Origin of the sequence: Dactylosporangium sp. NPDC049742, from assembly GCF_040674675.1 — a bacterium.
Classification (GTDB): domain Bacteria; phylum Actinomycetota; class Actinomycetes; order Mycobacteriales; family Micromonosporaceae; genus Dactylosporangium; species Dactylosporangium maewongense.
Window position 1 is genome coordinate 50,894 of sequence record NZ_JBFANF010000027.1, and the last position, 25,606, is coordinate 76,499.

Below are 25,606 nucleotides of genomic sequence, written 5' to 3' on the forward strand. Positions count from 1 at the left end.
GTCACTCAGCACGGACCGCGCGGATACCGTGTGGCCAAAAGCCGGGCACAGCGACGACGGCGATCAGCGCTCCCACCGCGGCCGCCCCGGCGGTCAGCAGGAAGGCCCACGCGAACGAGCCGCTGGTCAGGACCGGGGTGAGCAGCGCGATCGTCACCGCCCCGGCGAGGTACTGGGACGTGGTCAGGACGGCGCCCGCCGAGGACTGGTGCGCCGCCGGGACGTCGCGGGCGCCGAGGACGAACATCGCGGTGTAGACCATGCCGTGGGCGAAGCCGGTGACCAGCAGGCCGGGCAGGAGGCCGCCGGCGTAGGAGCCGCCGGCGAACGCCGCCAGCCAGGCCAGGCCCGCGGCGGCCAGGGCGAAGCCGGCGGAGAGGACGGCGGGGGAGCCGAACCGGCGCACCGCCCGGCCGGTCACGGCGCTACCTACGGTGACCAGGGCGGCCAGCGGCAGGAACGCCAGGCCGGCGCGGAGCGGAGGGTAGCCGCGGGACGTCTGCAGGAGCAGGGTCACGACGTAGAACTCCGCGCCGACGCTGGCCATGTACAGCGCGGTCGCCGCCACGCCCACCCGCAGGCTGCGGATCCGGCGCAGCGGCAGCGGGATGAGCGGGGTGCGGGACGTGCGCTCGTGCAGCGCGAACCCGGCGCCGAGCAGCACCGCCACCACGGCGCAGAGCAGCAGCGCGGAGCCCGGGAAGGTGAGCGCCAGCACCGCGGCGAGGGCCGCGCCGGTGCCGAGCAGCGCGCCCGGCAGCGGGATCCGGTTGCCGCCGCGCGGGGAGGGGCGCAGCAGCCACGCGAGGCCGCCGAGGGCGCACAGCAGGGTGACCGGGACGTTGACGAAGAAGGTCCAGCGCCAGGACACGCGGGTGAGGGCGCCGCCCAGTACGACACCCGCGGCGAGACCTGAGGCACCGACGGCACCCCAGACGGACAGCGCCCGGGCCCGCGCGACGAAGAGGGTGCCGAGCAGGCCGAGGATCGCCGGTTGCAGCAGCGCGGCGGCGACCCCCTGGGCGAGGCGGGCCCCCAGCAGGACCTCGCCGCTCCCGGCGACGCCGCCGGCGACCGAGGCGGCGCCGAACAGGACCGTCGCCGCGACGAAGAGGCGGCCCGCCCCGACCCGGTCGGCGAGCCGGCCGCCGAGGAGGAGGAAGCCGGCGAACGGCACCGCGTACGCGCTCACCACCCACTGCGCGGCCGTCAGCGACAGGTCCAGGTCGGCGGCGATCGCGGGCAGCGCCACGTAGACGATCGAGTAGTCCAGGGCCAGGAGGAACTGCGCGAGGGACAGCAGGAGCAGTGGCATGCCCGCATCGTCGGAGGTTCACACTGATGTGAAGGTCAAGCGGAACGCGAGGGTGAGTGAGCATGCGCATAGGTGAGTTGTCCCGCCGGACGGGTATCCCGGCCCGCCTGCTGCGCTATTACGAGGAGCAGGGCCTGCTGACGCCGGAGCGGAAGGACAACGGGTACCGCGACTACGCCGAACACCTCGTCGACCGGGTGCAGCAGATCCGTGGGCTGCTCGACGCCGGCCTGCCGACCCGGGTGATCCGGGAGGTGCTGCCGTGCACCGACAACCCGTGCACGATCACGGTCTCCGACGCCAGCGACGAGCTGATCGCGCTGCTCACGGCCGAGCGCGACAGGATGGACGCGCGGATCGCGTGCCTGGCGCGCAACCGCGACGCGATTGCCGCGTATCTCAAGAAGGTGGAGGACAACCTTTCGCCGGGACGGCGTCGTTGACCGCGGGGGACCGCCCCGGGGGAGGGAACCGGTGGACGACTTCGAGGCGTACGTGAGCGCGGCCTGGCCACGGCTGCTGCGCTCGGCCTGGCTGCTGACGCACGACTGGCACCGGGCCGAGGATCTGGTGCAGACCGTCCTGGCCCGGGCGTACGGGCGCTGGCCGCGGATCCGCGACGGCGCGCCGGACGCGTACCTGCGGGCGATGCTGGCCAGCACGTACCTGAGCTGGTGGCGCCGCAAGTGGCGGGGGGAGCTGCCGACGGAGCGGCTGCCGGAACTGCCGGCGGGCGGGGGTGAGCTCGAGGGGGTGGAGCTGCGCCACCTGCTCGCCGGTGCCCTCGCCCGCCTGCCGAGGCAGCAGCGGGCCGTGCTGATGCTGCGCTTCCACGGCGACTTCACCGAGACCGACACGGCGCGCGCCCTCGGTCTGAAGCTCGGCACCGTCAAGTCGCACACGGCCCGGGCCCTGGCTGCGCTGCGCAACGATCCGCAACTGCTGGCGCTACTGAGTGAGGGGGTGCGCCGATGACCGACGAGCAGGTCACCGACCTCTTGGAGCGGGCGGTCGCCGAGGTACCGCCGGCGCTGCTGCAGGCGCCGCACGCCGGGATCCGCCGCCGGATCCGCCGGCGTCGCATGACCCGCGCGGGGGCCGTGGTGGCCGCCGCCCTCGCGGTGCTGGCGGGGTTCGCCGCCGCGCCCACCGGCGGGGCGCCCTACGTGCCCACCGGCGGACCGTCCGCGTCCACGGGCCGGGCGTGGGTGCCGCAGGTCCCGTGGGACGTGGCGCAGATCGACCGCACCGGCACCCGGATCACCGTGTACGCGGCGCCGCTGCCCGGCAAGTGCGTCGAGCGGGACCCGGCCGACGACCGGGTCGAGTGGGCGGACAACCGGATCACGCTGCACCTCGCCGGTTCGTACACCGGCTGCGGCGACGACAGCCAACCGGCGTCGCGGACGTTCGAGCTGCCTCAGGCGGTCGGTGGCCGGGGCATCGTGGACGGCCGGGAGCCCCTGGAGCCGCGGGTCCTGGTCCGCGCCGCGGACCTGCCCGACCTGGCGGCCGGCGGCTGGACCGAGCTCCCGGCGGTCCGGCTGCACGGGGTCCTGGCGTGGCGCTTCACCCGGCCCGGCGGCCCGGACCTCGCGCTGCGCGCCTACCGGCTGAGCGCGGGCGTCGTCCTCTCGGAACCCGACCACACGCTGCGGCTCGGCAGCCGGACGGCGGCCGTCTACGACCGTCCCGGCGACCGGTCGGCGGGCTGGTGGTCCGACGACCACCAGGTCTGGTACACGATCACGGCCGTCGATCCGGCGATCGGAAAATCCGGGTTCGACGCGGTGCTGCGTGGTATGACCTGGACGTGACCACACCCCTGACCCAGCCCGTCATCGAGGTGGCGACCCCCGCGCACCGGGACGCGGTGGTCGCCACCGTCGTCGCCGCGTTCGCCGCCGACCCCGCGTTCCGCTTCTTCTACCCGGACGACGCCACCTTCGAAGGCGACGCGGCGGCGCTGGCCGGCGGGCTCTTCGACGCGCGGGTCGGCCACGGCACCGTCTGGGTCGCCGACGGGGGAGCGGCCGTCGCGATGTGGGACGGGCCGGACGCGCCGCCGTCGGGTCACGTGCCGACCGGGCGGTTCGCCGTGTACGAGCACGCCGTCGCCGCCGTGATGCCGAAGGACCGGCGCTGGTACCTCGGGGTCCTCGCCTGCCACCCGGAGCACCGCGGCCGGCGCCTCGCCCGGGCCGCGATGGCACCGGCCCTGCGCCGGGCGGCGGAGGACGGGCTGCCCGCGCTGCTGGAGACCTCCAATCCCGGCAACGTCGAGGTGTACCGCCGGGCCGGGTTCGACGTCGTCGAGCACCTGACCGTCGACGGCCGGCTGCCGGTCTGGATCATGCGCCGCCCGCGGGCCTGACCTGGGGAGAGCGCTCCCCGCGCCGGGCATATCAGGGTTCGTCACTGCTCCACGCAGCGTCGACGGCCCGTGAGCTGCTGGTAGTCGATGTTTGGAGAGCGCTCTCCCATTCGTGCTGAAGCATTGACACGACTCGACCAAGGGTCCACAGTGACCGGATGAGAGAGCGCTCTCTCATCACCCCGTAACACACTGGTCACCCGAGCGACACGAATGGAGCTCCCTATGCCTTGGTCGGCACCCGCCCCCGGCCATCGACGTCTCTCACGATTTACGACCGGCCGGCGCGCCATGCGCACCGGCGCCATCGTCACCGCGGTGGCCGCGATGCTGTGCACCTACATCGTGCTGGTCGTGACCCGCGCCGACGCCGCGGAGACCCTGCTGTCGCAGGGCAAGCCCACCACCGCCTCGTCGACGGAGAACGCCGGCACCCCCGCCTCCAACGCGACTGACGGCAACACCGGCACCCGCTGGTCGAGCGCGTTCAGCGACCCGCAGTGGATCCAGGTCGACCTGGGCTCCACGCAGACCATCACCCGCGTGGCGCTCAACTGGGAAGCCGCCTACGCGACCGCGTACCAGATCCAGACCTCCGCCAACGGCACGACCTGGACGCAGATCTACGCCACCACGACCTCCACCGGCGGCAACCAGAGCCTCACCGTCAACGGCTCCGGCCGCTACGTGCGGGTCAACACCACCGCCCGGGCGACCGCCTACGGCGTCTCGCTGTGGGAGTTCCAGGTGTACGGCGGCAGCACGCCGTCCGGCTGCGGCACCGCCAACGTGGCGCAGGGCAAGACGGCCACCGCCTCCTCGACGGAGAACGCCGGCACGCCCGCCGCGTCCGCGTTCGACGGCAACAACGGCACCCGCTGGTCCAGCGCCGCGTCCGACCCGCAGTGGCTGCAGGTCGACCTCGGCACCACCCAGGCCATCTGCGGCGTGACCCTGAACTGGGAGGCGGCCTACGCGACCGCGTTCCAGATCCAGACGTCCACCAACGGCACGACCTGGACGCAGATCTACGGCACGACCACCGGCACCGGCGGCGTGCAGGAGCTGACCGTCACCGGCTCCGGCCGGTACGTGCGCATCAACGGCACCGCGCGGGCCACGCAGTGGGGCTACTCGCTGTGGGAGGTCCAGGTCCGCGTGACGGGCGCGCCGCCCACCACGAACGACACCCCGAGCAGCAGCCCGAGCCAGAGCCAGCAGCCCGGCAACACGGTCCTGCTGTCGTACAAGAAGCCGGGCTTCGCGTCGACCTCGCAGAACGACGCGAACTGCAACCCGTGCACGCCGGACAAGGCGTTCGACAACGACCCGGCGAGCCGCTGGGCGACGAACCCGACCGGTGGCTGGGTCGACCCGGGCTGGATCTACGTCGACCTCGGCGCGACCGCACAGATCAAGCAGGTCGTGCTGCAGTGGGACCCGGCGTACGCCGTGTCGTACCAGATCCAGACCTCCAACGACGCCGCCAACTGGACGCCGATCTACAACACCACGACGGGCAAGGGCTTCAAGGAGACCCTGAACGTCACCGGCACCGGCCGCTACGTGCGCATGTACGGCACGCAGCGCTCCAACGGCTACGGCTACTCGCTGTGGGAGTTCAAGGTGTACGGCACCGGCGGCCAGCCGGTCCAGCCGCCGGCGAACCCCGCCGACCCGATCTTCCCGGCGACGAACCTGGTGTGGTCGGACGAGTTCAACACCGGCACCAACGTCGACACCTCCAAGTGGACGATCGACCCCGGTACCGGCCAGAACGGTGAGATCCAGTACTACACGAACCTGGAGAACACCAGCATCCAGGGCGGCTCGCTGGTCATCGAGGCCCGCAAGCAGACCCTCGGCGGCCGCGACTACACCTCGGGCCGGATCAACACCAGCAACAAGTTCTCCACCCAGTACGGCCGGGTCGAGGCCCGGATCAAGGTCCCGAAGGGCAACGGCCTCTGGCCCGCGTTCTGGATGATGGGCACCGACTTCCTGACCGGCCGCCCCTGGCCGTACAACGGCGAGATCGACATCATGGAGATCCTCGGCAAGAACACCAACGAGATCTACTCGACGCTGCACGCGCCGGCCTACAACGGCGGTGGCGGCTACGGCCAGAAGATCTCCACGGTCGACCTGTCGCTGGACTACCACGTCTACTCGACCGAGTGGGACAGCAAGCACATGACCTTCCGCGTCGACAACCAGGTCATCCTGGTCGCCGACAAGGACACGGTCGAGACGACCCGCGGCCCGTGGGTGTACGACCACCAGTTCTACCTGATCCTCAACCTCGCGGTCGGCGGTGACTTCCCGGGCCCGATCGACGCCACCACGCCGTTCCCGTCCCGGATGTACGTCGACTACGTGCGGGTCTACAAGTGAGCGCCCGGGTCCTGGGGAGGGGCCTGACCAGGAAGTTCCTGATCGGGCTGGCGCTCACCGCACTGGTTGGCACGTACGCTTCGGTCCGTGCGTTCTCCGCGGACGCCGCTGAGATCCCGATTTCCCAAGGGAAGCCGGTCACGGCGTCGTCCGTGGAGAACGGGGGCGCCGCCGCCGCGAACGCGGTGGACGGCAACGGGGGCACCCGGTGGTCGAGCGCGTTCAGCGACCCGCAGTGGCTGCAGGTCGACCTGGGCGCGCCCGCCACGATCACCAGGGTGGTGATCAACTGGGAGGCCGCGTACGCCCGCGACTTCACCATCCAGACGTCGGCCAACGGCACCTCGTGGACGACGATCAACACCACCGTCAACGGCACCGGCGGCGTGCAGACGCTGAACGTGTCCGGCTCCGGCCGGTACGTGAAGCTGAACACGACCCGGCGGGCCACGCAGTACGGCGTGTCGCTGTGGGAGTTCCAGGTGTTCGGGACCGGCGGCAGCACGCCGACGAACAACCCGACCACCATCCCGCCGGGCGCGGTCCGGGTGGCGGAGTTCCTCGCCGACTGCCCGTTCAGCCACCGGCTGCCGGACGACCCGATCGTCTTCCCCGGCCTGCCCGGCGCGTCGCACATGCACAGCTTCTTCGGCAGCACCGTCACCAACGGCAACTCGACGGTCAACGACCTCGCCAACGGCCCGAGCAACTGCAACCCGGCCGTCGACAAGTCCTCGTACTGGGTGCCCACCCTGTACCAGGACGGGGTCGCGAAGGAGCCGGTGATCACCACCTTCTACTACCTCGGTGAAGGCGTCAGCGACGCCGTGCGGGAGCAGACCCAGCCGCTGCCCTTCGGGCTGCGGATCGTCGCCGGCAACGCGAAGGCGACGGCACCCGACGCGACCACCATCTCCCGCTGGTCCTGCCTGCACCACAACGAGTCAGGCGCGGGGAAGGACTTCATCAACTGCCCGGCCGACTCGATGCTGGAGTCGTACCTCGACTTCCCGCAGTGCTGGAACGGCCGCGACCTCGACTCGGCCGATCACAAGAGCCACATGGCCTACCCCGTCAACGGCGCCTGCCCGTCCACCCACCCGGTGCCGGTGCCCAAGCTGCGGCAGGTCCTGCGGTACCCGGTGAACGGTGACCCGTCGAGGATCCGGCTCAGCTCGGGTGCCGGGTTCACGATGCACGGCGACTTCTTCAACGCCTGGCCGCAGGCCGAGATGGAGCGCCGGGTCGCGTACTGCATCCGCCTGAAAGTCAAGTGCGGCGCCAACGGCACCGCGTAAGTTTCTGAATCTGGCCGTGGATGGACGAGACGCAAGCGCCGTCCATCCACGGCTCCCTTTTCTCACCGCGCGGGGGCACGATCTACCGTGAGAACCATGACGGGCAGCGACACGCGACCACCGACGCTGGAACAGGTCGCCAACTACGCCGGGGTCTCCCGCGCCACGGTCTCCCGGGTGATCAACGGGGTGCAGACCGTCGACCCTGAGCTGCGGCGCACCGTCGAGCGGGCGATCGCCGCGACGGGCTACGTGCCCAACCTCGCCGCCCGCTCGCTCGTCACCCGCCGCACCGACTCGATCGCGCTCGTGGTGTCGGAGCCGGAGAACCGCGGCTACGAGACGCCGTTCCTCACCCGTACGTTCACCGACCCCTACCTGGGCCGGGTCACCGCGGGGGCGCAGGAGGTGCTCCGCCCGCTCGGCATCCACCTGGTCATCTTCCTGGCCGACCCGCCCGCCCGCGAGCACGTCATGCGCTACCTGCGGCAGGGGCACGTCGACGGCGCCCTGCTCATCTCCAGCCACGTCGACGACCCGCTCCCGAGCCAGCTCGTCGACCTCGGCGTGCCCTGCGTCCTGTCCTGCCGCCCCGGCCGGCCCGTCCACACCAGCTTCGTCGACGTCGACCAGCGCGCCGGCGTCCGGCTCGCCGTGGACCGCCTGGCCGCCCTGGGCCGCCGCTGCATCGCCACCATCACCGGCCCCCTCGACATGCCCGCCGCCCAGGACCGCCTCGCCGGCTTCCACGCCGCCGTCGCCGCCCACGGCCAGGCCGACGCCCCCCACGTCGAGGGCGACTTCACCCGCGGCGGCGGCGAGCGCGCCGCCCGCGCGCTGCTGGCCGCCCACCCCGACGTCGACGGCATCTTCGTCGCCAACGACCTCATGGCCGACGGTGCGCTCCGCGTCATCCAGGAGTCCGGCCGCACCGTCCCGGACGACGTCGCGGTCATCGGCTTCGACGACAGCACCGCCGCCCTCGAGTGCCACCCCCAGCTGAGCACCGTCCGCCAGCCCGTCGAGGAGATGGCCGGCGAGATGGCCCAGCTCCTGCTCACCCGGATCCGCGAACCCGGCCGCTCCCCGCGCTCGGTCATCTTCAACCCGGAACTGATCCTCCGCGCCTCCGCCTGACCCGACCGCTCAGAACTGGCCCTTGAACTTCACGATCACGTCGCCGAGCCGCATGTCGGGGTGGCTGCTGCACGCGTACGAGATCGCCGGGAGCGCGAGGGGACTCCCGGTGCCGCCGACGCCCTTCTCGATGCCGATCTTCCGGATCGCGCTGCGCTCCTCGTCCTCCGGCGCCTGCAGGAACTCCGCGCAGGTCGACTCGGCCGTGAGGTCGCTGGACTGGATCTTCGCGTAGATGGCCCGGCCGGCGAGGATGGCCACGATCGCCACGACGATCACGGCAACGACCGCGACGAGCCCGCCGAACTGGGTCTTCTTGGTGTTGCGCTGGTTGTTGTACTGGTCCCGCCCGACGACGCTGCCACCATTGCCCGCCTGGGCCCCGGCCTGATTGGACCATGTGGAGGAGTTGTCGTTCGTCATCTCGGTGCCCGCCTTCCGGTGTCGTAGCCCCGTCCGCCCCTTCTGACGGACGGGACCCCGCTGCGGCGCCGTCCGTTCGCCGTCCGTCAGACAGCGGCTGATGGGCGACCGACGCTGAAAGGCAGGCCACAGGGTGACGAACGGCAGCTCCTTCAGCTGGTCCGACCAGTCCGGCGCGCGGGTGGGTCGCGGCGGCAGCATCGTCGGGCGCGACCAGCACAACACGACGAACACCTTCAACGGCCTGCCCGGCGACCCGGCCCGTGCCGTCGACCCGCGGAGCCGGTCCCAGGCCGGCACCCGGATCCTGATGCTCGCCGCGAACCCGGCCGGCACGCAGCGCCTCGCTCTCGACATCGAGGCCCGCGAGATCACCGAGAAACTCCAGCTGGCCCAGGCCCGGGACGAGTTCGACCTCATCACCCGCTGGGCGGTCCGGCCGTCCGACGTCCTGCAGCACCTCAACCAGCACCGCCCCCAGATCGTGCACTTCAGCGGCCACGGCAACCGCTCCGGCGAGATCGTCCTGTCGGCCGGCACCCGCGGCGAGCAGCGCGTGAGCACCGCCGCCCTGGCCGAACTGTTCCGGACCGTGCGGGACGAGACCCGCATCGTCGTGCTCAACGCCTGCTACTCCACGACCCAGGCCCAGGCGATCAGCCAGCACATCGACCACGTCATCGGCATGCGCGCCCCCATCGACGACGGGTCCGCCGCCGTCTTCGCCGCCGCGTTCTACTCCGCACTCGCCTTCCACCGCCCCGTCCCGCAGGCCTTCGACCAGGCAAAGGTCGCCCTCGACCTGAACTCCCTCCCCGGCGGCTCCGTCCCCGAACTCCTCACCCGCCCCGGCGCCAACCCCTTCCCCATCTCACGCTGAGCGCAGGTCCAGCACCGGCACGGCACTCGCGTCGGGGTCGCCCGCCACGGGGCCCGGTGAGGCGTGCGTTACACCGCGGGGCGGCGGGGCGTGCGATAGTTCACCGGCGGAATGTTTGACTCGGCAGCTATGTTCTACTGCGCGTCAGACCCAGGAGCTTGGAGCGTGCGAGATGCAGTTCGGAGTGTTCACCGTCGGTGACGTCACCCAGGACCCGACGACCGGCCGGGTGCCGACGGACGCGGAGCGGGTCAAGGCGATGGTGACGATCGCGCTCAAGGCGGAGGAGGTCGGGCTGGACGTGTTCGCGCTCGGCGAGCACCACAACCCGCCGTTCGTGCCGTCGTCGCCGACCACGATGCTGGGGTGGATCGCGGCGAAGACCAGCACGCTGCAGCTGTCGACCGCGACCACGCTGATCACGACCAACGACCCGGTCAAGATCGCCGAGGACTACGCGATGCTGCAGCACCTGGCGGACGGCCGGGTGGACCTCATGATGGGGCGCGGCAACACCGGGCCGGTGTACCCGTGGTTCGGGCAGGACATCCGCAACGGGATCGCCCTCGCGGTGGAGAACTACGCGCTGCTGCGCCGGCTGTGGCGCGAGGACGTGGTGGACTGGGAGGGCAAGTTCCGCACCCCGCTGCAGGGCTTCACGGCGACCCCGCGCCCGCTCGACGGCGTGCCGCCCTTCGTGTGGCACGGGTCGATCCGCAGCCCCGAGATCGCCGAGCAGGCTGCGTACTACGGTGACGGCTTCTTCGCCAACCACATCTTCTGGCCCAAGGAGCACACCCAGCGCATGGTCGGGTTGTACCGGCAGCGGTTCGAGCACTACGGGCACGGCTCCGCCGACCAGGCCATCGTCGGCCTCGGCGGGCAGGTGTTCATGCGGAAGAACTCGCAGGACGCCAAGCGGGAGTTCCGGCCGTACTTCGACAACGCCCCCGTCTACGGGCACGGGCCGTCGATGGAGGACTTCACCGCGCAGACCCCGCTGACCGTGGGCAGCCCGCAGGAGGTCATCGACCGGACGCTGTCGTTCCGCGAGTACGTGGGCGACTACCAGCGCCAGCTGTTCCTCCTGGACCACGCGGGCCTGCCGCTGAAGACCGTCCTGGAGCAGCTCGACATCCTCGGCGAGGAGGTCGTGCCGGTGCTGCGCAAGGAGTTCGCGGTCGGCCGGCCCGCGCACGTGCCGGACGCCCCGACCCACGCCGCCCTGAAGGCGCGGCAGACCGAGAAGGTGGACGCGTGAAGCGCCTCGTGGTGATCTCCGCCGGGCTGAGCCAGCCGTCGTCGACCCGTCTGCTCGCGGACCGGCTCGCCGCCGCGACCGTCCGCGAGCTGGGGGTGGACACCGACGTGCGGGTGGTGGAGCTGCGCGACCACGCGCACGCGATCACCGACCACCTGCTGACCGGCTTCCCGGCGCCCGCGCTCAAGGACGTCCTCGACGCGGTCGCCGCCGCCGACGGCGTGATCGCCGTGTCGCCGATCTTCAACGCCTCGTACAGCGGCCTGTTCAAGTCGTTCTTCGACGTCCTCGGCGACGACGTGCTCGCCGACAAGCCGGTCCTGCTCGGCGCGACCGGCGGCACCGCCCGGCACTCGCTCGCCCTGGAGCACGCGCTGCGCCCCATGTTCACCTACCTGCACGCGGTCGTGGCGCCGACCTCGGTCTTCGCCGCGACCGAGGACTGGGCCGGCGGCGGCGACGCGACGCTGCACCGGCGCATCGACCGGGCCGGCCGCGAGCTGGCCGAGCTCGCCGGCCGGCGCGAGTCGCCGGTGGTCGCCGACCCGTTCGCCCTGACCACCTCGTTCGACGCGCTGCTGTCGGGCCAGGGCCGCGCGGTCACCGACGACCTGCGGCGCTGAGCCCGGCCCCGCACGAAAGCCGGGACCAGGCCCCGCACGAAGGCCGGGGCCGGCACGAAGGGCAGGGCCGGGGCCGCGATCGCTACGGCCCCCGCCCGGGGCAGGGGCCGGGGTCGCGCGGTCGCTAGCCCTTGGCCTTGCCCCGGCGCCGGGCGGTCCGGCGCCGGGTGGCGGCGGGCTTGGCCTTCTTCGCCTTGCGCCGCGGGACGGTGGCCTGCCAGCGGCGCTGGCGGAGGATCTTCTCGAACCGCTCGACGAGCCGCTCGCGCTCCTTCTTCGTGCAGCCGAGGTCCTCCGGCTCGAGGTGGGCGATCCGGTCGGCGATGACGGCGGCGGTGGCGTAGCGGGCCCAGGTGGGCTTGCGCCGGGCGAGGTGGCGGGCGTAGGCGGCCAGCACGAACCGCGCCGGCGGGTAGTCGGCGAGCGTCATGCCCTGGCCGGACCCGTCGGCCATCGCCCGCAGCAGCGCGCCGGCGTGGTCGAGCAGGGCGTCGTCCACCTCGTCGGCGATGATCGCGGCGTGCAGGTGCGCGGCGGTCGCGACGGCGCCGGCCGTCACCGCGTCGAGGTCGTCGCCGGCGCACGCGTGCCGCAGCAGCCAGTCGCGCACCTCGGGCAGGACGGCGACGGTGCACAGGGCCTCGACGGCGTGGACCCGGCCCCAGCCCGAGGTCCGGGCGGCCAGCCACAGCAGCGCCTCGATGCCGGCCGGGCCGCGGTGGCGCAGCGACTCGGCGGCGAGCTCGCCGAACTCCGCGGACAGCAGCCCGATCGTGCGGATCAGCTCGATGTCCTTGTCCGAGGTGGTCGCCTCGGTGCCGAGCAGCGCCAGGCCGACGGCCACCTCGCGCCGGTCGACGCCGAAGCGCACCAGCCACCGGCCGGTCCGGCGGACGCGCTTGCGCCCGGCCCGTAGCGCCGCGGCGGCGACGTGTTCGTTGTCGGCGGTCGGCACGTACACCTTGTCGAACGCCCCGACGAGCGCCCTGGGCGCCGCGGCTGGCGAGGCGAAGTGCGCGTCGAGGATGGCGGCGACGTCCGCACCGACCCGCCGCGCGTCGCGGCCGATGCCGGTGCGGGGGCGCTGGTCGTCGGGGAACGGCTCGCCGCCTGCGGGCAGCGGGTCGTCCTTGCCCTGGCGGTGCAACAGGACCGCGTGGTCGTGGAGCCGTTCACGGATCATGCCCGCAGATGGTGTCACACCACAGGTCACATGACGAGACGCAGTTTTCTGGCGGCGACGCCGATCGTGACCCGCTGCCCCCACGACAGCTCCAGGCGGTCGGCCTCCAGGCCGTCGGCGAACACCACGAGGCCCTCGCCCTCGCTCGCCAGCTCCAGGGTCTCGGCACCGTCCAGACGGCCACTCGTCAGAGTGACACCGGTCGCCGGCGACGGCCACGCCTCGCGCACGAACCAGGTCAGCGCGGCCTCGCCGGGGGCCGGGCTCGCCGGCGCGTCCGCCCGCTGCCGGGCGATCGAGGAGCACCATCCGGTGGCGCCGGTACCCGTTCCGGCGACGACGCCGGACGACGAGTGCCGCTCCCGCGCTCCGTCCGATGTGGACAGTGTGTAGCGCGCCGACTGGTGGGTGACGTGCCCGAAGTAGACCTCGTTGAGGCCGAGCAGCTCCTGGCCGTCGTCGAGCGTCGCGGACACCATGGTGCGCTCCTGCGCCGGCAGGCCGGGCAGGTCCCGCAGCAGCTGCTTCAATGCCTGCGGCTGGTGGCGCACGAGCACGCCCGGGTTCCTGTCCGGCGCCGGGTCGACCCCGATGACGGGCTGCCCGTCGAGGTACTTCGCGACGTTGGCGACGAGGCCGTCCTGCCCGACGGCGACGACGACGTCCTCGGGCGAGAACAGGAACCGCGACAGGTCGCCCCGGTCGAGGTGCCCCCGCCGCCAGTCGGCGGGGACGGCCGCGCCGGCGACGGTGAGCGCCGCCTGCTGCGCCGCGTGCCGGGCCGCGACCTCGTCGAGGTCCCTGCCCCGCTGCCGCAGGAAGTACGCGGCGGCGGCGCGGGTGCCGTGCCGGGCGAGCAGCTCGTCGAGCTCGCTGCGCCGCGACACCAGCACCACCCGTGGCGCGAGCGTGCTCACGACGGCCCTGCCCATGCGCTCATGACGAGCCCCTCTCCAATGCTGTCAAGCGTTTGCGTCGCTGGTACGGCGCCGGCGGCTCAGCCGGTGCCCGATGCGACGATGCGGCGGCGGACGAGGCGGCGGTGGCGGGGCCGCAGGATCCGGTGCTGCGCGGACCAGCGGCGGGCCATCACCGTCCGGCTCGACACGGCGGTCACGCCGGGCCGCCGAGGGAGCGGCCGCCGCCGAGGCGGTCGACGAGGCCGGTCAGCACGTCGGGGGTGACGGTGAGCTGGCCGATCTCGGGCAGGTTGCCGGCGAGCTCGCGCAGCGCCAGGGCCTGCAGGACGCCGGGTGCGAGGTCCCGGTAGGCGGCCAGGCGTGCGGCCTCCGCCTCGGCCTCGGCGAGCCCGACGGCGCGGACGCCTTCGGCCCGGGCCTCGGTGCGGGCCCGGTCGGCGTCCGCGTCCGCGGCCGCCGTGACCTTCAGGCGCTCGGCGTCGGCGAGGGCCGTGATCTTCGAGCGCTCGGCCGCCGCGGTGGCCGCGACCTGCTCGCGCTCGGCGACGGCCTGGGCCGCGACGAGCGCCGCGGCGGCGTCGACCTCGGCCTTGCGGCGGGCGTTGGCGCCGTGCTGCTCGACGAGCGCCTGCTCGCGGCGGGCCAGCTCGATCTTGTTCTGCAGCTCGTTCTCGGCGATCGCGCGCTCCTGCTCGACGGCGCGGGCGCGGCGGGCGTACGTGGCGCGGTCCGCCTCCTGCTGCACGGCCTCGCGGGTCGGCGTCTGCAGGGCCCGCTCCAGGTCGGGCTCGGGGCGGATCGCGACGACGCGGGCGCTGACGACGCTGACGCCGGTGTCGGTGAGCCGCGGGTCGCCGCCGAGCGCCACGCTGACGGCCTCGCGGACGGGCGCGATCCCGGCGGTCAGGGCGTCGGTGAGCGGCAGCCGGGCCAGCAGGTCCAGGGCGGGCTGCTGGGCGAGCTCGGCCAGCAGCGTGGCCACCTGGTCGAGCGGCTGCCCGCGCCACGCGCCGGACCGCGGGTCGACGGAGAAGTCGAGGCGGGCGGCGGCGACGTCGGGGGAGCTGATCCGGTAGGTGACCGTCGCCTGCACCGTGACGTCGGCGAAGTCGGCGGTGCGGGCGTGGAACAGCAGCGGCAGCTCGCGGTCGTCGACCGGGACCTCGGACAGCACGGCGGTCAGCGGCCGGTAGTAGAACGACTGGCCGATGCCCTCGTGCCGCACCTTGCCCTTGACGTGGTGGCGGACCCACGAGGTCGGCGCGCCACGCAGGTGGCGCAGGAAGAAGCGGGTGGTCACGTCGGCCATGTCGGCACTCCCAGGATGAGTTATCGTCGACTTGACGATAACCGTCGTCGCCCTTTCTCGTCAATGTGGTGATTAATACATGACGTTCGCCGTGACCGTCGATCTGGTGATGCTGACGATCCGCGACGGCGCGCTCAGCGTGCTGCTCATCCGCCGGGCGATCCCCCCGTTCCAGGGCGGGTACGCGCTGCCGGGCGGCTTCGTGCTGCCGGACGAGGACCTCGGCGAGGCCGCCGAGCGGGAGCTGGCCGAGGAGACGGGCCTGCGCGGCGCCGGGCACCTCGAGCAGCTCGGCAGCTACGGCGCGCCCGGCCGGGACCCGCGCGGGCGGGTCGTCACCGTCGCCTACCTGGCGCTGCTGCCCGACGCGCCGGCGCCGCGGGCCGGCAGCGACGCCGCCGCCGCGGACTGGGTGCCCCTCGAAGGGCTGCCGGGCCTGGCCTTCGACCACGACCGCATCCTCGCCGACGGGGTCGAGCGGGCCAGGGCCAAGCTCGAGTACACGCCCCTCGCGGCCGCCTTCTGCCCGCCCGAGTTCACCATCGCCGAGCTGCGGCAGGTGTACGAGGCGGTGTGGGCCACCAGGTTGGACCCGCGCAACTTCCACCGCAAGGTCACGTCGACCGAGGGGTTCGTCGAGGCGACGGGTCGCAGCACGGCCGGCGAGCGGGGCCGCCCCGCGCAGCTGTTCACGCGCGGGACGGCCCCGGTGCTCCACCCTCCGCTGCTGCGGAAGGGTCAGTTGCCGGCGCTCTCGTAGCGGCGCAGGCCGCGCGAGAAGACGAACCACGCCACCGCCAGGCAGTAGGCGGCGACGAGCGGGGTCAGCAGGCCCACCCACGCGGAGCTGCCGCCGAGCAGGAGGCTGACCGGGAAGAAGCTGACGAACGCGAACGGCAGGGCGAAGCCCAGCGCCGCCTTCAGCGCCAGCGGATAGATGGACAGGGGGAAGCGGGCGAGGTCGCCGACCTGGTGCACGGCGAACGCGAACAGCGGGCTGGGGCTCTGCATCCAGAACGACACCGCGTTGGTCGCGAGGTTGATGGCGACCTTGATGGCGATGGCGGACACCAGCACCACGACGGCGACCGCGACCCGGCCGGCGGTCCAGTCGATGTCCAGGTGGGTCAGCGCCCCGCCCAGCATCAGCCCGCCGGTGACGATGTTGGACAGCCCGTTGATCCCGATCTGCATGCTGCTGACCTGCAGGACGATCGGGTACGGGCGGACCATCATGTAGTCGAGGTCGCCCTGGTTGATCTGCCAGGCGAGGTTCCACATGCCCTCGAAGAACAGCGAGCCGACGCCCTCGGCGATCGCCACCATCGCGAACATCGCCACGACCGCCCAGAACGACCAGCCGTTGATGTGCGGCACCTTGGCGAAGATCGCCGCCAGGAACGCGACGTTGACGACCTGCATGACGACCGTGCCGGCCATCATGATCCAGAAGTCGCTCTCGTACTCCAGCAGCGAGCGCAGGTGCGCGCCGAGCAGCCTTACGTAGAGCCGGACCGTGCGCATCTCAACCCCCGTTCGCGGTCAGCCGGCGCAGCCCCCGCCGGAACAGCAGCCGGGCGCCGAACCACATCACGAGGACCCAGCCGAGCTGGGTGGCGACCAGCAGGACCGCGTGCGACCCGGACGCCTTCCCGATGAAGATCAGCGCCGGCGTGGAGGTGAGCCCGGCGAACGGCGACCACTGCGCCGCCGTGGCCATCCAGCCCGGGAAGTACACCAGCGGCACCAGCGCACCGGACAGCAGCCCGGTCAGCGCCTGCCTGGCCCACATCACGCCGACGAAGTTCTCCGTCCAGAAGCAGGCGAGCGTGCTCAGGTACGACACGGCGAACTTCAGCGGCACGATCAGCACCATGCTGGCGGCGAACAGCGCCAGCATCGGCCCCGGCGGCAGGTCGAGCGCCCCGCCGACCGCGACGGTCACCGCGACGACCACCGCCACCGCCACGACCTCGATCCACACGCCGCCGACCGTCTCGGCGAACCTGGCCCGCTGGTAGTCCACCGGCTTCACCAGGTCCAGCGCGACGAGCCCGGACCGGATCCGGTGCGACATGCGGAAGTCGACGAACGCGCCGACGAGGGCGCCGGAGGCGAACGCGACCACCAGGTACGCGCGCATCTGCGGCCACGCGAACCCGCCGACCGGGCCGTCGGCGAGCAGCACCCGCCAGACGGCGAGCAGCGCGATGAGCTGGAACGCGACGCCACCGAGCGACAGCAGGAAGTTGGCGCGGTACGCCAGCGCGCTCAACGCCGTCGCCCGGGCGTGGGCGAGATACGGCTTCATGACTGGAGCACCAGTTCCCCGCTGTACACCCGCCGGATGACATCCTCGATGGACGGCTCGTCGACACCGAAGTCGACGAGGTTCGCCAGCGGCGCGAGCGCCGTGACGACCTGTCCCGCGGTCATCGCGAACCGGTCGAACCGCACCGCGAACTGCAACGGCGTCTCGCCCGGCTCGATCGTCGCGCCCGGCAGCGCGGCGCGGACGTCGTCCAGCGGCACCGCCGTCTCCGTCTGCACGTTGAGGATCCGCTCGCGGGCGAACGCGTCCTTCACCGCCTCCAGGTCCCCGTCGAAGATGATCCTGCCCTCGTCGATGATGACGAGCCGCCGGCAGAACCCTTCGATGTCGCCGAGGTCGTGGCTGGTCAGCATGACCGTGGTGCCCTCGTCGCGGACCGTCCGGAAGAACTCCCGGACCCGGTCCTTCACGGCGAGGTCCAGCCCGATCGTCGGCTCGTCCAGGTACACGACCGGCGGGTCGTGCAGCAGCGCCGCGGCGAGGTCGGCCCGCATCCGCTGCCCGAGCGACAGCTTCCGACCCAGGACCGGCAGCACCTCGCCGAGCTCCAGGACGTCCTCGAACCTGGCCATGCGCTTGCGGAACGTGCCGTGGTCGATGCCGTACACGTCGCGCAGCACCGCCAGGGACTCCGACACCGGCAGGTCCCACCAGAGCTGCGTCCGCTGCCCGAACAGCACCCCGATCCGGTGCGACATCGCGATCCGGTCCTTCTGCGGCGACAACCCGTCGATGCGGACCTCACCCGAGGTCGGCATCAGGATCCCGCTGAGCAGCTTCACGGTCGTCGACTTCCCGGCGCCGTTCGGCCCCACGTACGCGACGGCCTCACCGGCCTCGATCGTCAGGTCGACGTGATCGACGGCGGTCTTGTCCACGAACCGCCGCACGAAGAGATGTTTGACGGCCCCCCGCAGCCCCGGATCCTTGTCCGGCCTGCGGAAGACCTTGGTCAGTTCTCGAGCCTCCACAAGTGCCATCGCCGGAGCCTAGTATTTCTTCGCGATCCGGATTAACCCGTTTTCCGCCGGCGGACCGTGGCGCCCGTCGCTGTTTCTCCCCGGTGCCGGCCGTGGGCGGTCCCTACGGAGCCTCGGCGACCAGCGAACCGGACGGGGTCGTGGACGCGCTCGACAGGAACCTGGGGTGCTTGCTGCGCATGGTTGAGATGACCAGGTCGTACGGCACGTCGTCGAAGTCGCCGTAGAACTTGAGGAACTCCATGTGCCGGTTGCCGTCGCCGTCGAACGGGTGGTAGAGGCTGTCGGCGCGGCCGTCGAACTCCAGCGGCGCCATCCCGTAGAGCCTGCACAGCAGCTTGTTGAACACCGGCGTGGCTCTGACCCACCGCCCGTCCAGGTGCACCGTGGTCAGGCTGTGGAAGAACACGTCACCGCCGACGAGGTCGCGCAGCCGGGGCGAGGCGAGGTGGTTGCGCACGTCGCCGTAGGTGATGCGGCTGGGGATGCCGGCCGCACGCACCGCGGCCGCGTACACGATGGACTTGTGCAGGCAGAAGCCGCGGCCGCGGCCGATGACGGCGCTGGCGGTCAGGCCGGTGCGGCTCAGGTCGGCGTGGTAGACGTCGTACAGGATGCCGTCGCGCACGGCGTAGTAGAGCCGGACCGCCTTGTCGACGTCGGTGGCGCCCTCGTCCAGGCCGGCCAGGGCATTGCCGACGAAGGCGGCGACGGCGGGGTGGTCGTGGTCCAGGAAGAACGTAGGTGCCGTCGGGTTCGCTGTCATGACACTTCCAACGGGCGGTGCAGGCCCATCAGGGCGGCGAGCCGCTCCCGCTGGATCTCCGACGTGCCGGAGTAGATCGTGCCGGACACCGAGTTGCGCAGCTCCTTCTCCAGCCCGTACTCCGTCGTGTACCCGTAGCCGCCGAAGATCTGCACGGCCGCGAGGGCGGAGCGCACGTTGCTCTCGCTGACGATCAGCTTGGTGCGGGCGACGTCGGTGGTCACGTTGCCGCCCGCGGCCAGCTTGCGGGCGGTCCCGTAGAGCCACATGCGAGCGGTCTCCACGTCGGTGCCCATGTCGACGATCCGGTGCGAGATCGACTGGTAGCGGCCGATGTGCGCGCCGAACTGCCGCCGGGTGCGGGCGTACTGCACGCAGCGGTCGAGCCGGTGCTGCATCTCGCCGAGGTTGACGACGAAGCCGCAGAGGATCTCCCACTTCATCACCGCGTCGAGGATCAGCAGGCCGGCGCCCGGCGAGCCGACCAGGTTCGCGCGGGGCACCCGGACGTCGTCGAGGAACAGCTCGGCCAGCGGCGAGGTGCGCAGCCCCATCTTGTCCACCGGCCGGCCGACGCTGAGCCCGGGGGTGCCGCGCGGCACCAGGAACGTGCTGATCGCGGCCGGGTTGCCGAGCTTGCCGGTGCGGGCGTAGACGAGGATGACGTCGGCGATCGGCCCGTTGCTGACGAACGCCTTGCTGCCGTTGAGGACGAAGCCGTCGCCGTCGGGCACCGCCGTGGTGCGCATCGGGGTGATGTCCGAGCCGCCCGCCGGCTCGGTGACGGCGTGCGCCCCGATGACGCTGCCGGCGCAGACGTCCGGCAGGTACCGCTGCTTGAGCTCGGCCGAGCCGAACCGGTGCAGGGCCACCCCGGTGCTGACCAGGTGGGTCACCGCCGAGAAGCTCAGGCCCCCGTCGCGGCACGCCGTGCCGAGGGCCTCCAGCGCGTACATCGTGGTCGGCAGGTCCTGGGCCAGTCCTCCGTACTGCTCGGCGAATGGCAGCCCGAACAGTCCCAGCTCGGCGAGCTTCTTCCAGCCTTCGGTGTCGAAGGTGCCCGCCGCGTCGCGTTCGACGTGGTCGGTGCCCAGCGTCGCGGCGACCGCGAGCACGGCGTCGTGCAGCTCCTGCTGCTCCCGGGACCAGGCCATCTCAGTACTGGGAGTACTCGTCGGAGTCCAGCGAGTGGACCTCGTCGCCGATCAGCGGCGGGTTGAAGACGCTGATCAGTTCGAGCTCGCTGTCGGGGTCGGCGATCAGGAAGTGCGCGTCGTGCGCGTCGAGGGCGTAGATGACGCCGGGGGTGATCTCGAACTCCTGGCCGTCCGCGGTGACCACCCGCCCCGTGCCGCGGATGCACAGGCACGCCTCCAGGTGCCGGCGGTACTGCAGCCGCGACTTGGTGCCCGGGCGCACCGTGGTGTGGCAGACGGTGAAGCCCATCTTGTCGGCCTCCAGCAGGTACCGGCGGCTCAGGCCGTTGCCCCAGTCGACCGTCTTGGCCTGGCTCTGGTCCCGGACGATCATGGAGTCACTCCTTCTCTGCCGCTAAGGCGGCGTCGCGGACCCGGGTGTTGCGGGCGATGAAGCGGTCGACCGCCGCCACCGAACGGAAGTCGTCCGGGTTCAGGTCGATCTGGTCGAGGGCGACGGCGTACCGCTCGCTGACCCAGCCGACCAGCTCCAGCAGGCTGAGGCTGTCGATGACGCCGTTGTCGAGCAGGTCGTAGTCGCCCGGCAGCTCGGTGGCCGGGGTCCCGGGCAGGTACCGCGTGACGAGGTACTCGCTGATCTCGCGCTGATGGGTGCTCATACGGTCAGTTCCTTCTTGAGGCGGGCGCGGTCGACCTTGCCGGTGACGCCGACCGGCAGCGGGACGCTGCGCAGGTCGAAGACCGCGGGGATGGCGGCGCGGGTGAGGCGCTGCGCGCACCAGGTGCGCACCTGCAGGCCGGTCAGCCCGGCGGAGCGGGGGCGCACGACGGCGGTGATCCGGACCCCGGCCGCGGTGTCGGGCAGCGCGACCACGGCCGCCTCGGCGACGTCGGGGTGGGCGAGCAGGACCTGCTCGACCTCCTCCAGGCTGATCCGCACGCCGCGGACCTTGACCTGGAAGTCGGTGCGGCCGACGAGCACGAGCCGGCCGCGGTCGTCGCGGGTGACCAGGTCGCCGGTGCGGTACCAGGCGTGGCCGTCCCGGACCGGGAAGCGGTCGCCGGCCAGGTACCCGACGGTCTGGAACGGCGTCGACACCACCAGCTCGCCGGTGCCGGGCCCGTCGAAGGGCTCCCCGTCGTCGCCGGCCAGGTAGGCCCGCACGCCGGGGAGCGGTGCCCCGAGCGGCAGCGGCTCGCCGTCCCGGGCCTCGTCCGCGCCGAACGTGTGGATGAAGCTGTCGTTGGTCTCGGTGCAGCCGTACACGTTGTGCAGGACCGCCGCGGGGAACAGGTCCGCCAGGGCGGCGCGCAGCGCGGGCGGCGTGTGGTCGCCGGTCAGCACGACGTGCCGCACGTCCGGCACCACGTCCCCGCCGCCCGCTGCGGCTGCGGCTGCGGCTGCGGCTGCGGCTGTGGCTGTGGCGTCCAGGAGCAGCCGGTAGAACATCGGCACGGCCTGCACCACGTGCGGCCGGGTGGTGGTGACGAGGTCCAGCAGGTAGGCGGGGTTGGCCGCCCGGTCGGGGTCGACGAGCACGACGGTGCCGCCGTGCGCCAGGGTGGCCCACACGTCGAGCAGGCTCAGGTCGAAGTTCAGCGGTGCGTAGCTGAGCACCCGGGTGCCGGCGCCCAGCCCGAACGTGCCGGCGGCCCAGCCGGTGAAGCGGCCCACCGCCGGCCCGCCCAGCGGGACGATCTTCGGTACGCCGGTCGAGCCGGACGTGGTCAGCATCAGGCACGTGTCCGGCGGCAGGGCCGGCGCATCGGCCGCGACCGGCGCTGGGGACCAGTCGAGGGCGCCGTCGCCGGTCGCTTCCGCGACGCCGGCGCACCCGGCCCGCTGGACCAGGCTGCCAGCCACCTGCGTGCCGAGATCGACGGAGAGCAGCAGCACCGGCCGTTCGGCGGTGAAGCAGGCCAGGATCAGGGCGACGGTCTGCGGCGACTTCGCCGCGCGGACCGCGATCGGCTGCCCCGCCGGCAGGTCCAGCTCGTCGAGCGCCACCAGGGCCGTCTCACTCGCGGCGATGAGCTCGGCGAACGTGGTCCCGCCGCCACCGTACGACACGGCGGTGCGCTCCGGAGCGAGCCGGGCCGCGGCGTACACGGCGTCGGCCAGCGCACGCCCGGTCATGAGACCTCCCGGCCGGCGGGTGCGGTCTGGGCGACCGGCTCCTTCTCGTCCGGTGGCTCCGCGTCGCCGGACGGGGTCCGCCAGGCGCCGGGCCGCAGCTGGTCCTCGCCGAGCAGGATGCTCGCCACGATCACCACGCCGCCGACCAGCACGTTCCAGGTGATCGCCTCGCCGAGGAACACCGCGCTGAGCAGCAGGCTGATGAACGGCACCAGGTAGTTGACCGCGGAGGCGCCGGTCGCGCCGATGTCGGCGATCAGGCGGTTGTAGAGCACGTATGCGAGGCCGGTGCCGAACACGCCGAGCGACACGATGCTCAGCACCACCTGCCAGCTCACCGCCGACGGGGTGTGCCAGCCGAGGAACGGCTGCAGCACGGCCAGCAGCACCGTCGCCACGAGGGTCTGCGCCGTCGCCGACGAGACCGGCGGGATGCCCCGGTCGGAGAGGAACTTGCGGACGAACACGGCGTGCGCGGCGTAGATCCCGGCGACGGCGAGGCAGGCGAGCTGCCCGCCGATGGTGCCGCCCAGGTCGGACCACGGCGCCATCACCAGCACGATCCCGGCGAACCCGAGGACCACCCCGGCCGTGCGCCGCACCGTGGCGCGTTCGCTGCGCAGCTGCACCGTGGCCAGGGCGAGCGTCAGCAGCGGGGTGGCCGCCGTCAGCACGCCCGCCAGCGACGCGCTGGTGTGCTGCTCGCCCCAGGCCAGCAGCAGGAACGGCGCGACCATGCCGAGCACGGTGGTGACGGTGATGTGCACCCACACGAAGCCGAAGCGCGGCAGCCGCGACCGGGTGACCGCGGCCACGACCACCAGCACCGCCGACCCGAGCACGAGCCGGCCGAGCACCTGCTGGCCCGGGCTCAGGTCCTCGCCGGCGAGCTTGATCAGCGGGTAGCTGGAGCCCCAGATGACGCCCAGGAGGAGGAACTGCAGCGCGCTGATCCCCTTCACGACGACGCTCCGGCCAGCACCGGGATGCTGTCGCGCCCGATCTCCAGGGCCCGCGGGTCGATGCTGTCGTCGGCGAGCGTGCCGCCGAGATACCGCTCGTACGCGCTGAGGTCGAAGTTGCCGTGCCCCGAGAGCCCGAACAGGATCGTCTTCGCCACGCCCTCCTCGCGGGCCCGGACCGCCTCGTCGACCGCGCCGCGGATCGCGTGCGTCGACTCGGGTGCCGGCACGATGCCCTCGGTCCGGGTGAACAGCACCCCCGCCTCGAAGCAGTCCCGCTGGCGCAGCGCGACCGCCTCCATCAGGCCCTCCTCCACCACCCGGCTGACCAGCGGCGCGATGTTGTGCGCCCGCAGGCCACCCGCGTGCACGGGCGGCGGCACGAACCGGTGGCCCAGCGTGTGCGTGCGGGTCAGCGAGGTGAGCCCGGCGGTGTCGGAGTAGTCGTAGGCGATCCGGCCCTGCGTCAGCGACGGGCACGCCGCCGGCTCCGCCGCGATCAGCCGCACGTCCGGCCCGCCGTGCATCCGCGCGCGCAGGAACGGGAACGCCAGGCCGGCGAGGTTGCTGCCGCCGCCCGCGCACGCCACCACGATGTCCGGGTAGTCGCCGGCCCGCTCCATCTGCACGATGGCTTCCTGGCCGATGACCGTCTGATGCGCGCACACGTGGTTCAGGGCGCTGCCGCGCGTGTAGCCCCACCGCGGGTCGGCGAACGCGACCTGCAACGCCTCCGACTTCGCGACGCTCAGGCTGCCCGGGAAGTCCGGATTCTCGTCGAGCACCGCGCGTCCGGCCTCGGTCTCCGTGCTCGGGCTCGGCGTGCAGCTCGCCCCGAACATCTGCATCAGCGAGCGGTGGTGCGGCTTCTGCTGGAAGCTCACCCGCACCATGAAGACCTTGGCCGACATGCCGAACAGCGACGCCGCGAACGAGATCGCGCTGCCCCACTGCCCGGCCCCGGTCTCGGCGATCAGACCCGACTTGCCGGCCCGCTTGTTGTAGTACGCCTGCGGGATCGCCGAGTTCGGCTTGAAGCTGCCGGTCGGGCCCACGCCCTCGTACTTGAAGTAGATCCGCGCCGGCGTGTCCAGCGCCTTCTCCAGGTTGCGGGCCCGGATCAGCGGTGTGGGCCGCCACTGCGCGTAGAACTGCCGCACCTCACCCGGGATCTCGAACTCCGGCTCCCGGCTGAGCTCCTGATCGACCAGCGCCTCCGGCATCGTCCGCAGCATGTCGTCACGGGTCACCGGCTCGCCCGTCGCCGGGCTCAGCGCCGGCGCCACGTAGTCGAGGTCGGCGGCCATGTTGTACCAGGTCTCGGGGATCTCCGAGGGGCTGAGATCGAAACGTACCGCCTCCATGGAGGCCGCCTCTCTGGGCTACGGGGGCGCGGTGGCCATGCCTCGGGGTCGCCGCGAATGCCTCATGGTCAGTACCGAACCCCCCGTGGTGGTAGGAGTTGCGGCGGATGCTAGGGGAAGCCCCAGTACTGGCAATTCCACGGACTCGCGCGTGGCATCGTGAACGCTCCGAACCCCGCGACGGACCCGTCCCGGGGCGACCGAGCGCAGGGACGACCGCCATGATTCGTGAAGTCACCGCCGACGACCTCGGCCTGCTCCACTCGCTGGTGCTGGACATGGCGGCCAGTGAGGAGGCGACCGACCAGATCAGCACCGACGAGGCCGAGCTCGGCCGCGCCCTGTTCGGCCCCGCACCCGTCGCCTGGGCCCACCTCGCGATCGACGACAAGACCGGCGACGTCGTCGGGTATACCCTGTGGGCGCTGGTCTACAGCACCTGGCGCGGCACCGCGATCCACGTCGACGACATCTACATCCGCGAGGACGCCCTCGGCACCGGCGTCGACACCGCCCTGCTGAGCACCGTGGCCGCGGTCTGCGCCGAGCGCGGCTACCGCCACATGCAGTGGTGGGGCCGGCCCACCAACGACCCGGTCGACGCGTACTACCGCTCGATCGGCGCCGAGATCCCCTCCGTGCTCGGCGAGGACATCGCCATCTACCGGCTCACCGGCGCGCCGCTCGCCGACCTCGCCAGGCAGGCCTGACCCCGCCTCGAACGCAGACGTTCGTCAAGCGACCGAGGCCGTCCACGACCCGGACAGGGCGCCAGGGACCTGCCCATACGG

The 25,606-nt window shown here is 72.3% G+C and carries 27 protein-coding genes; 12 read left to right on the forward strand and 15 right to left on the reverse strand.

The window, feature by feature from the left end:
* Position 1: 1 nt before the first annotated feature.
* Positions 2–1,315: an MFS transporter gene (locus tag AB0J72_RS29570; RefSeq protein ID WP_363404184.1), complete on the reverse strand. Its 1,314-nt coding sequence runs from the start codon at positions 1,313–1,315 to the stop codon at positions 2–4.
* Positions 1,316–1,377: 62 nt separating this feature from the next.
* Between AB0J72_RS29570 and AB0J72_RS29575 the strand changes: the two genes are divergently transcribed.
* From AB0J72_RS29575 to AB0J72_RS29605, 7 genes are all read left to right on the forward strand, one after another.
* Positions 1,378–1,758, forward strand: a complete 381-nt coding sequence (locus tag AB0J72_RS29575; RefSeq protein ID WP_344504699.1) for a MerR family transcriptional regulator — start codon at positions 1,378–1,380, stop codon at positions 1,756–1,758.
* Positions 1,759–1,789: 31 nt separating this feature from the next.
* Positions 1,790–2,290 carry a SigE family RNA polymerase sigma factor gene (locus AB0J72_RS29580; RefSeq protein ID WP_344504700.1) on the forward strand — a complete coding sequence of 167 codons (501 nt, stop codon included), beginning with the start codon at positions 1,790–1,792 and terminating at the stop codon, positions 2,288–2,290.
* On the forward strand, positions 2,287–3,132 hold the full coding sequence (locus AB0J72_RS29585) for a hypothetical protein (protein WP_363404187.1): 846 nt from the start codon (positions 2,287–2,289) through the stop codon (positions 3,130–3,132). The genes AB0J72_RS29580 and AB0J72_RS29585 overlap by 4 nt, the downstream gene beginning before the upstream one ends.
* On the forward strand, positions 3,129–3,689 hold the full coding sequence (locus AB0J72_RS29590; RefSeq protein WP_363404189.1) for a GNAT family N-acetyltransferase: 561 nt from the start codon (positions 3,129–3,131) through the stop codon (positions 3,687–3,689). The genes AB0J72_RS29585 and AB0J72_RS29590 overlap by 4 nt, the downstream gene beginning before the upstream one ends.
* 291 nt (positions 3,690–3,980) lie before the next feature.
* The gene (locus tag AB0J72_RS29595) at positions 3,981–6,083 is read left to right on the forward strand and encodes a discoidin domain-containing protein (RefSeq protein WP_363404191.1); all 2,103 of its coding nucleotides are present in this window, start codon (positions 3,981–3,983) and stop codon (positions 6,081–6,083) included.
* The gene (locus AB0J72_RS29600) at positions 6,080–7,381 is read left to right on the forward strand and encodes a DUF1996 domain-containing protein (RefSeq protein WP_360565397.1); all 1,302 of its coding nucleotides are present in this window, start codon (positions 6,080–6,082) and stop codon (positions 7,379–7,381) included. The genes AB0J72_RS29595 and AB0J72_RS29600 overlap by 4 nt, the downstream gene beginning before the upstream one ends.
* Before the next feature lie 96 nt (positions 7,382–7,477).
* Positions 7,478–8,518, forward strand: a complete 1,041-nt coding sequence (locus tag AB0J72_RS29605) for a LacI family DNA-binding transcriptional regulator (RefSeq protein ID WP_363404193.1) — start codon at positions 7,478–7,480, stop codon at positions 8,516–8,518.
* 9 nt (positions 8,519–8,527) lie between these two features.
* Here the strand turns inward: AB0J72_RS29605 and AB0J72_RS29610 are convergent, their stop codons facing one another.
* Positions 8,528–8,941: a hypothetical protein gene (locus tag AB0J72_RS29610; RefSeq protein ID WP_363404195.1), complete on the reverse strand. Its 414-nt coding sequence runs from the start codon at positions 8,939–8,941 to the stop codon at positions 8,528–8,530.
* 133 nt (positions 8,942–9,074) lie between these two features.
* Between AB0J72_RS29610 and AB0J72_RS29615 the strand changes: the two genes are divergently transcribed.
* From AB0J72_RS29615 to AB0J72_RS29625, 3 genes are all read left to right on the forward strand, one after another.
* Positions 9,075–9,821, forward strand: coding sequence for a CHAT domain-containing protein (locus AB0J72_RS29615; RefSeq protein WP_363404197.1), 747 nt, complete (start codon positions 9,075–9,077; stop codon positions 9,819–9,821).
* A 172-nt stretch (positions 9,822–9,993) separates the two neighbouring features.
* Entirely contained in the window at positions 9,994–11,082 is a 1,089-nt protein-coding gene (locus AB0J72_RS29620) for an LLM class flavin-dependent oxidoreductase (RefSeq protein WP_363404199.1), read from the forward strand.
* Positions 11,079–11,705 carry an FMN reductase gene (locus AB0J72_RS29625; protein ID WP_344504725.1) on the forward strand — a complete coding sequence of 209 codons (627 nt, stop codon included), beginning with the start codon at positions 11,079–11,081 and terminating at the stop codon, positions 11,703–11,705. The genes AB0J72_RS29620 and AB0J72_RS29625 overlap by 4 nt, the downstream gene beginning before the upstream one ends.
* Positions 11,706–11,829: 124 nt before the next feature.
* On the opposite strand, the gene AB0J72_RS29630 is transcribed toward AB0J72_RS29625, so the two are convergent.
* The 3 genes from AB0J72_RS29630 to AB0J72_RS29640 all read right to left on the reverse strand — a co-directional run bounded on the left by AB0J72_RS29630 (position 11,830) and on the right by AB0J72_RS29640 (position 15,117).
* Positions 11,830–12,888, reverse strand: a complete 1,059-nt coding sequence (locus AB0J72_RS29630) for a hypothetical protein (protein WP_360565366.1) — start codon at positions 12,886–12,888, stop codon at positions 11,830–11,832.
* Between the two features lie 26 nt (positions 12,889–12,914).
* A complete protein-coding gene (locus AB0J72_RS29635; protein WP_363404202.1) occupies positions 12,915–13,820 on the reverse strand; it encodes a hypothetical protein in 906 nt (301 codons plus the stop codon).
* Positions 13,821–14,001: 181 nt separating this feature from the next.
* Positions 14,002–15,117 carry an SPFH domain-containing protein gene (locus tag AB0J72_RS29640; protein WP_363404204.1) on the reverse strand — a complete coding sequence of 372 codons (1,116 nt, stop codon included), beginning with the start codon at positions 15,115–15,117 and terminating at the stop codon, positions 14,002–14,004.
* A gap of 79 nt (positions 15,118–15,196) precedes the next feature.
* On the opposite strand from AB0J72_RS29640, the gene AB0J72_RS29645 reads away from it, so the two are divergent.
* Positions 15,197–15,877: an NUDIX domain-containing protein gene (locus AB0J72_RS29645; RefSeq protein WP_363404206.1), complete on the forward strand. Its 681-nt coding sequence runs from the start codon at positions 15,197–15,199 to the stop codon at positions 15,875–15,877.
* Here AB0J72_RS29645 and AB0J72_RS29650 read toward each other — a convergent pair.
* From AB0J72_RS29650 to AB0J72_RS29695, 10 genes are all read right to left on the reverse strand, one after another.
* Complete coding sequence (locus AB0J72_RS29650) at positions 15,856–16,641, reverse strand: ABC-2 family transporter protein (protein WP_363404208.1); 786 nt, start codon at positions 16,639–16,641, stop codon at positions 15,856–15,858. The two genes, AB0J72_RS29645 and AB0J72_RS29650, sit on opposite strands and share 22 nt — an antisense overlap.
* A gap of 1 nt (position 16,642) precedes the next feature.
* The gene (locus AB0J72_RS29655) at positions 16,643–17,428 is read right to left on the reverse strand and encodes an ABC-2 family transporter protein (protein ID WP_363404210.1); all 786 of its coding nucleotides are present in this window, start codon (positions 17,426–17,428) and stop codon (positions 16,643–16,645) included.
* Positions 17,425–18,429, reverse strand: coding sequence for an ATP-binding cassette domain-containing protein (locus tag AB0J72_RS29660; protein ID WP_363404212.1), 1,005 nt, complete (start codon positions 18,427–18,429; stop codon positions 17,425–17,427). The genes AB0J72_RS29655 and AB0J72_RS29660 overlap by 4 nt, the downstream gene beginning before the upstream one ends.
* A gap of 103 nt (positions 18,430–18,532) precedes the next feature.
* Complete coding sequence (locus AB0J72_RS29665; RefSeq protein ID WP_363404214.1) at positions 18,533–19,195, reverse strand: transglutaminase family protein; 663 nt, start codon at positions 19,193–19,195, stop codon at positions 18,533–18,535.
* Complete coding sequence (locus AB0J72_RS29670) at positions 19,192–20,349, reverse strand: acyl-CoA dehydrogenase family protein (RefSeq protein ID WP_363404216.1); 1,158 nt, start codon at positions 20,347–20,349, stop codon at positions 19,192–19,194. Before AB0J72_RS29670 ends, AB0J72_RS29665 begins: the two co-directional genes overlap by 4 nt.
* 1 nt (position 20,350) lies before the next feature.
* Entirely contained in the window at positions 20,351–20,725 is a 375-nt protein-coding gene (locus AB0J72_RS29675; protein WP_344504715.1) for an ectoine synthase, read from the reverse strand.
* A 4-nt stretch (positions 20,726–20,729) separates the two neighbouring features.
* A complete protein-coding gene (locus tag AB0J72_RS29680; protein ID WP_363404218.1) occupies positions 20,730–21,011 on the reverse strand; it encodes a hypothetical protein in 282 nt (93 codons plus the stop codon).
* Entirely contained in the window at positions 21,008–22,489 is a 1,482-nt protein-coding gene (locus AB0J72_RS29685; RefSeq protein WP_363404220.1) for an AMP-binding protein, read from the reverse strand. Before AB0J72_RS29685 ends, AB0J72_RS29680 begins: the two co-directional genes overlap by 4 nt.
* Complete coding sequence (locus tag AB0J72_RS29690; RefSeq protein WP_363404222.1) at positions 22,486–23,451, reverse strand: DMT family transporter; 966 nt, start codon at positions 23,449–23,451, stop codon at positions 22,486–22,488. The genes AB0J72_RS29685 and AB0J72_RS29690 overlap by 4 nt, the downstream gene beginning before the upstream one ends.
* On the reverse strand, positions 23,448–24,815 hold the full coding sequence (locus tag AB0J72_RS29695) for a TrpB-like pyridoxal phosphate-dependent enzyme (RefSeq protein ID WP_363404224.1): 1,368 nt from the start codon (positions 24,813–24,815) through the stop codon (positions 23,448–23,450). The genes AB0J72_RS29690 and AB0J72_RS29695 overlap by 4 nt, the downstream gene beginning before the upstream one ends.
* A gap of 221 nt (positions 24,816–25,036) precedes the next feature.
* Between AB0J72_RS29695 and AB0J72_RS29700 the strand changes: the two genes are divergently transcribed.
* Positions 25,037–25,525: a GNAT family N-acetyltransferase gene (locus AB0J72_RS29700; RefSeq protein ID WP_363404226.1), complete on the forward strand. Its 489-nt coding sequence runs from the start codon at positions 25,037–25,039 to the stop codon at positions 25,523–25,525.
* Positions 25,526–25,606: the final 81 nt, after the last annotated feature.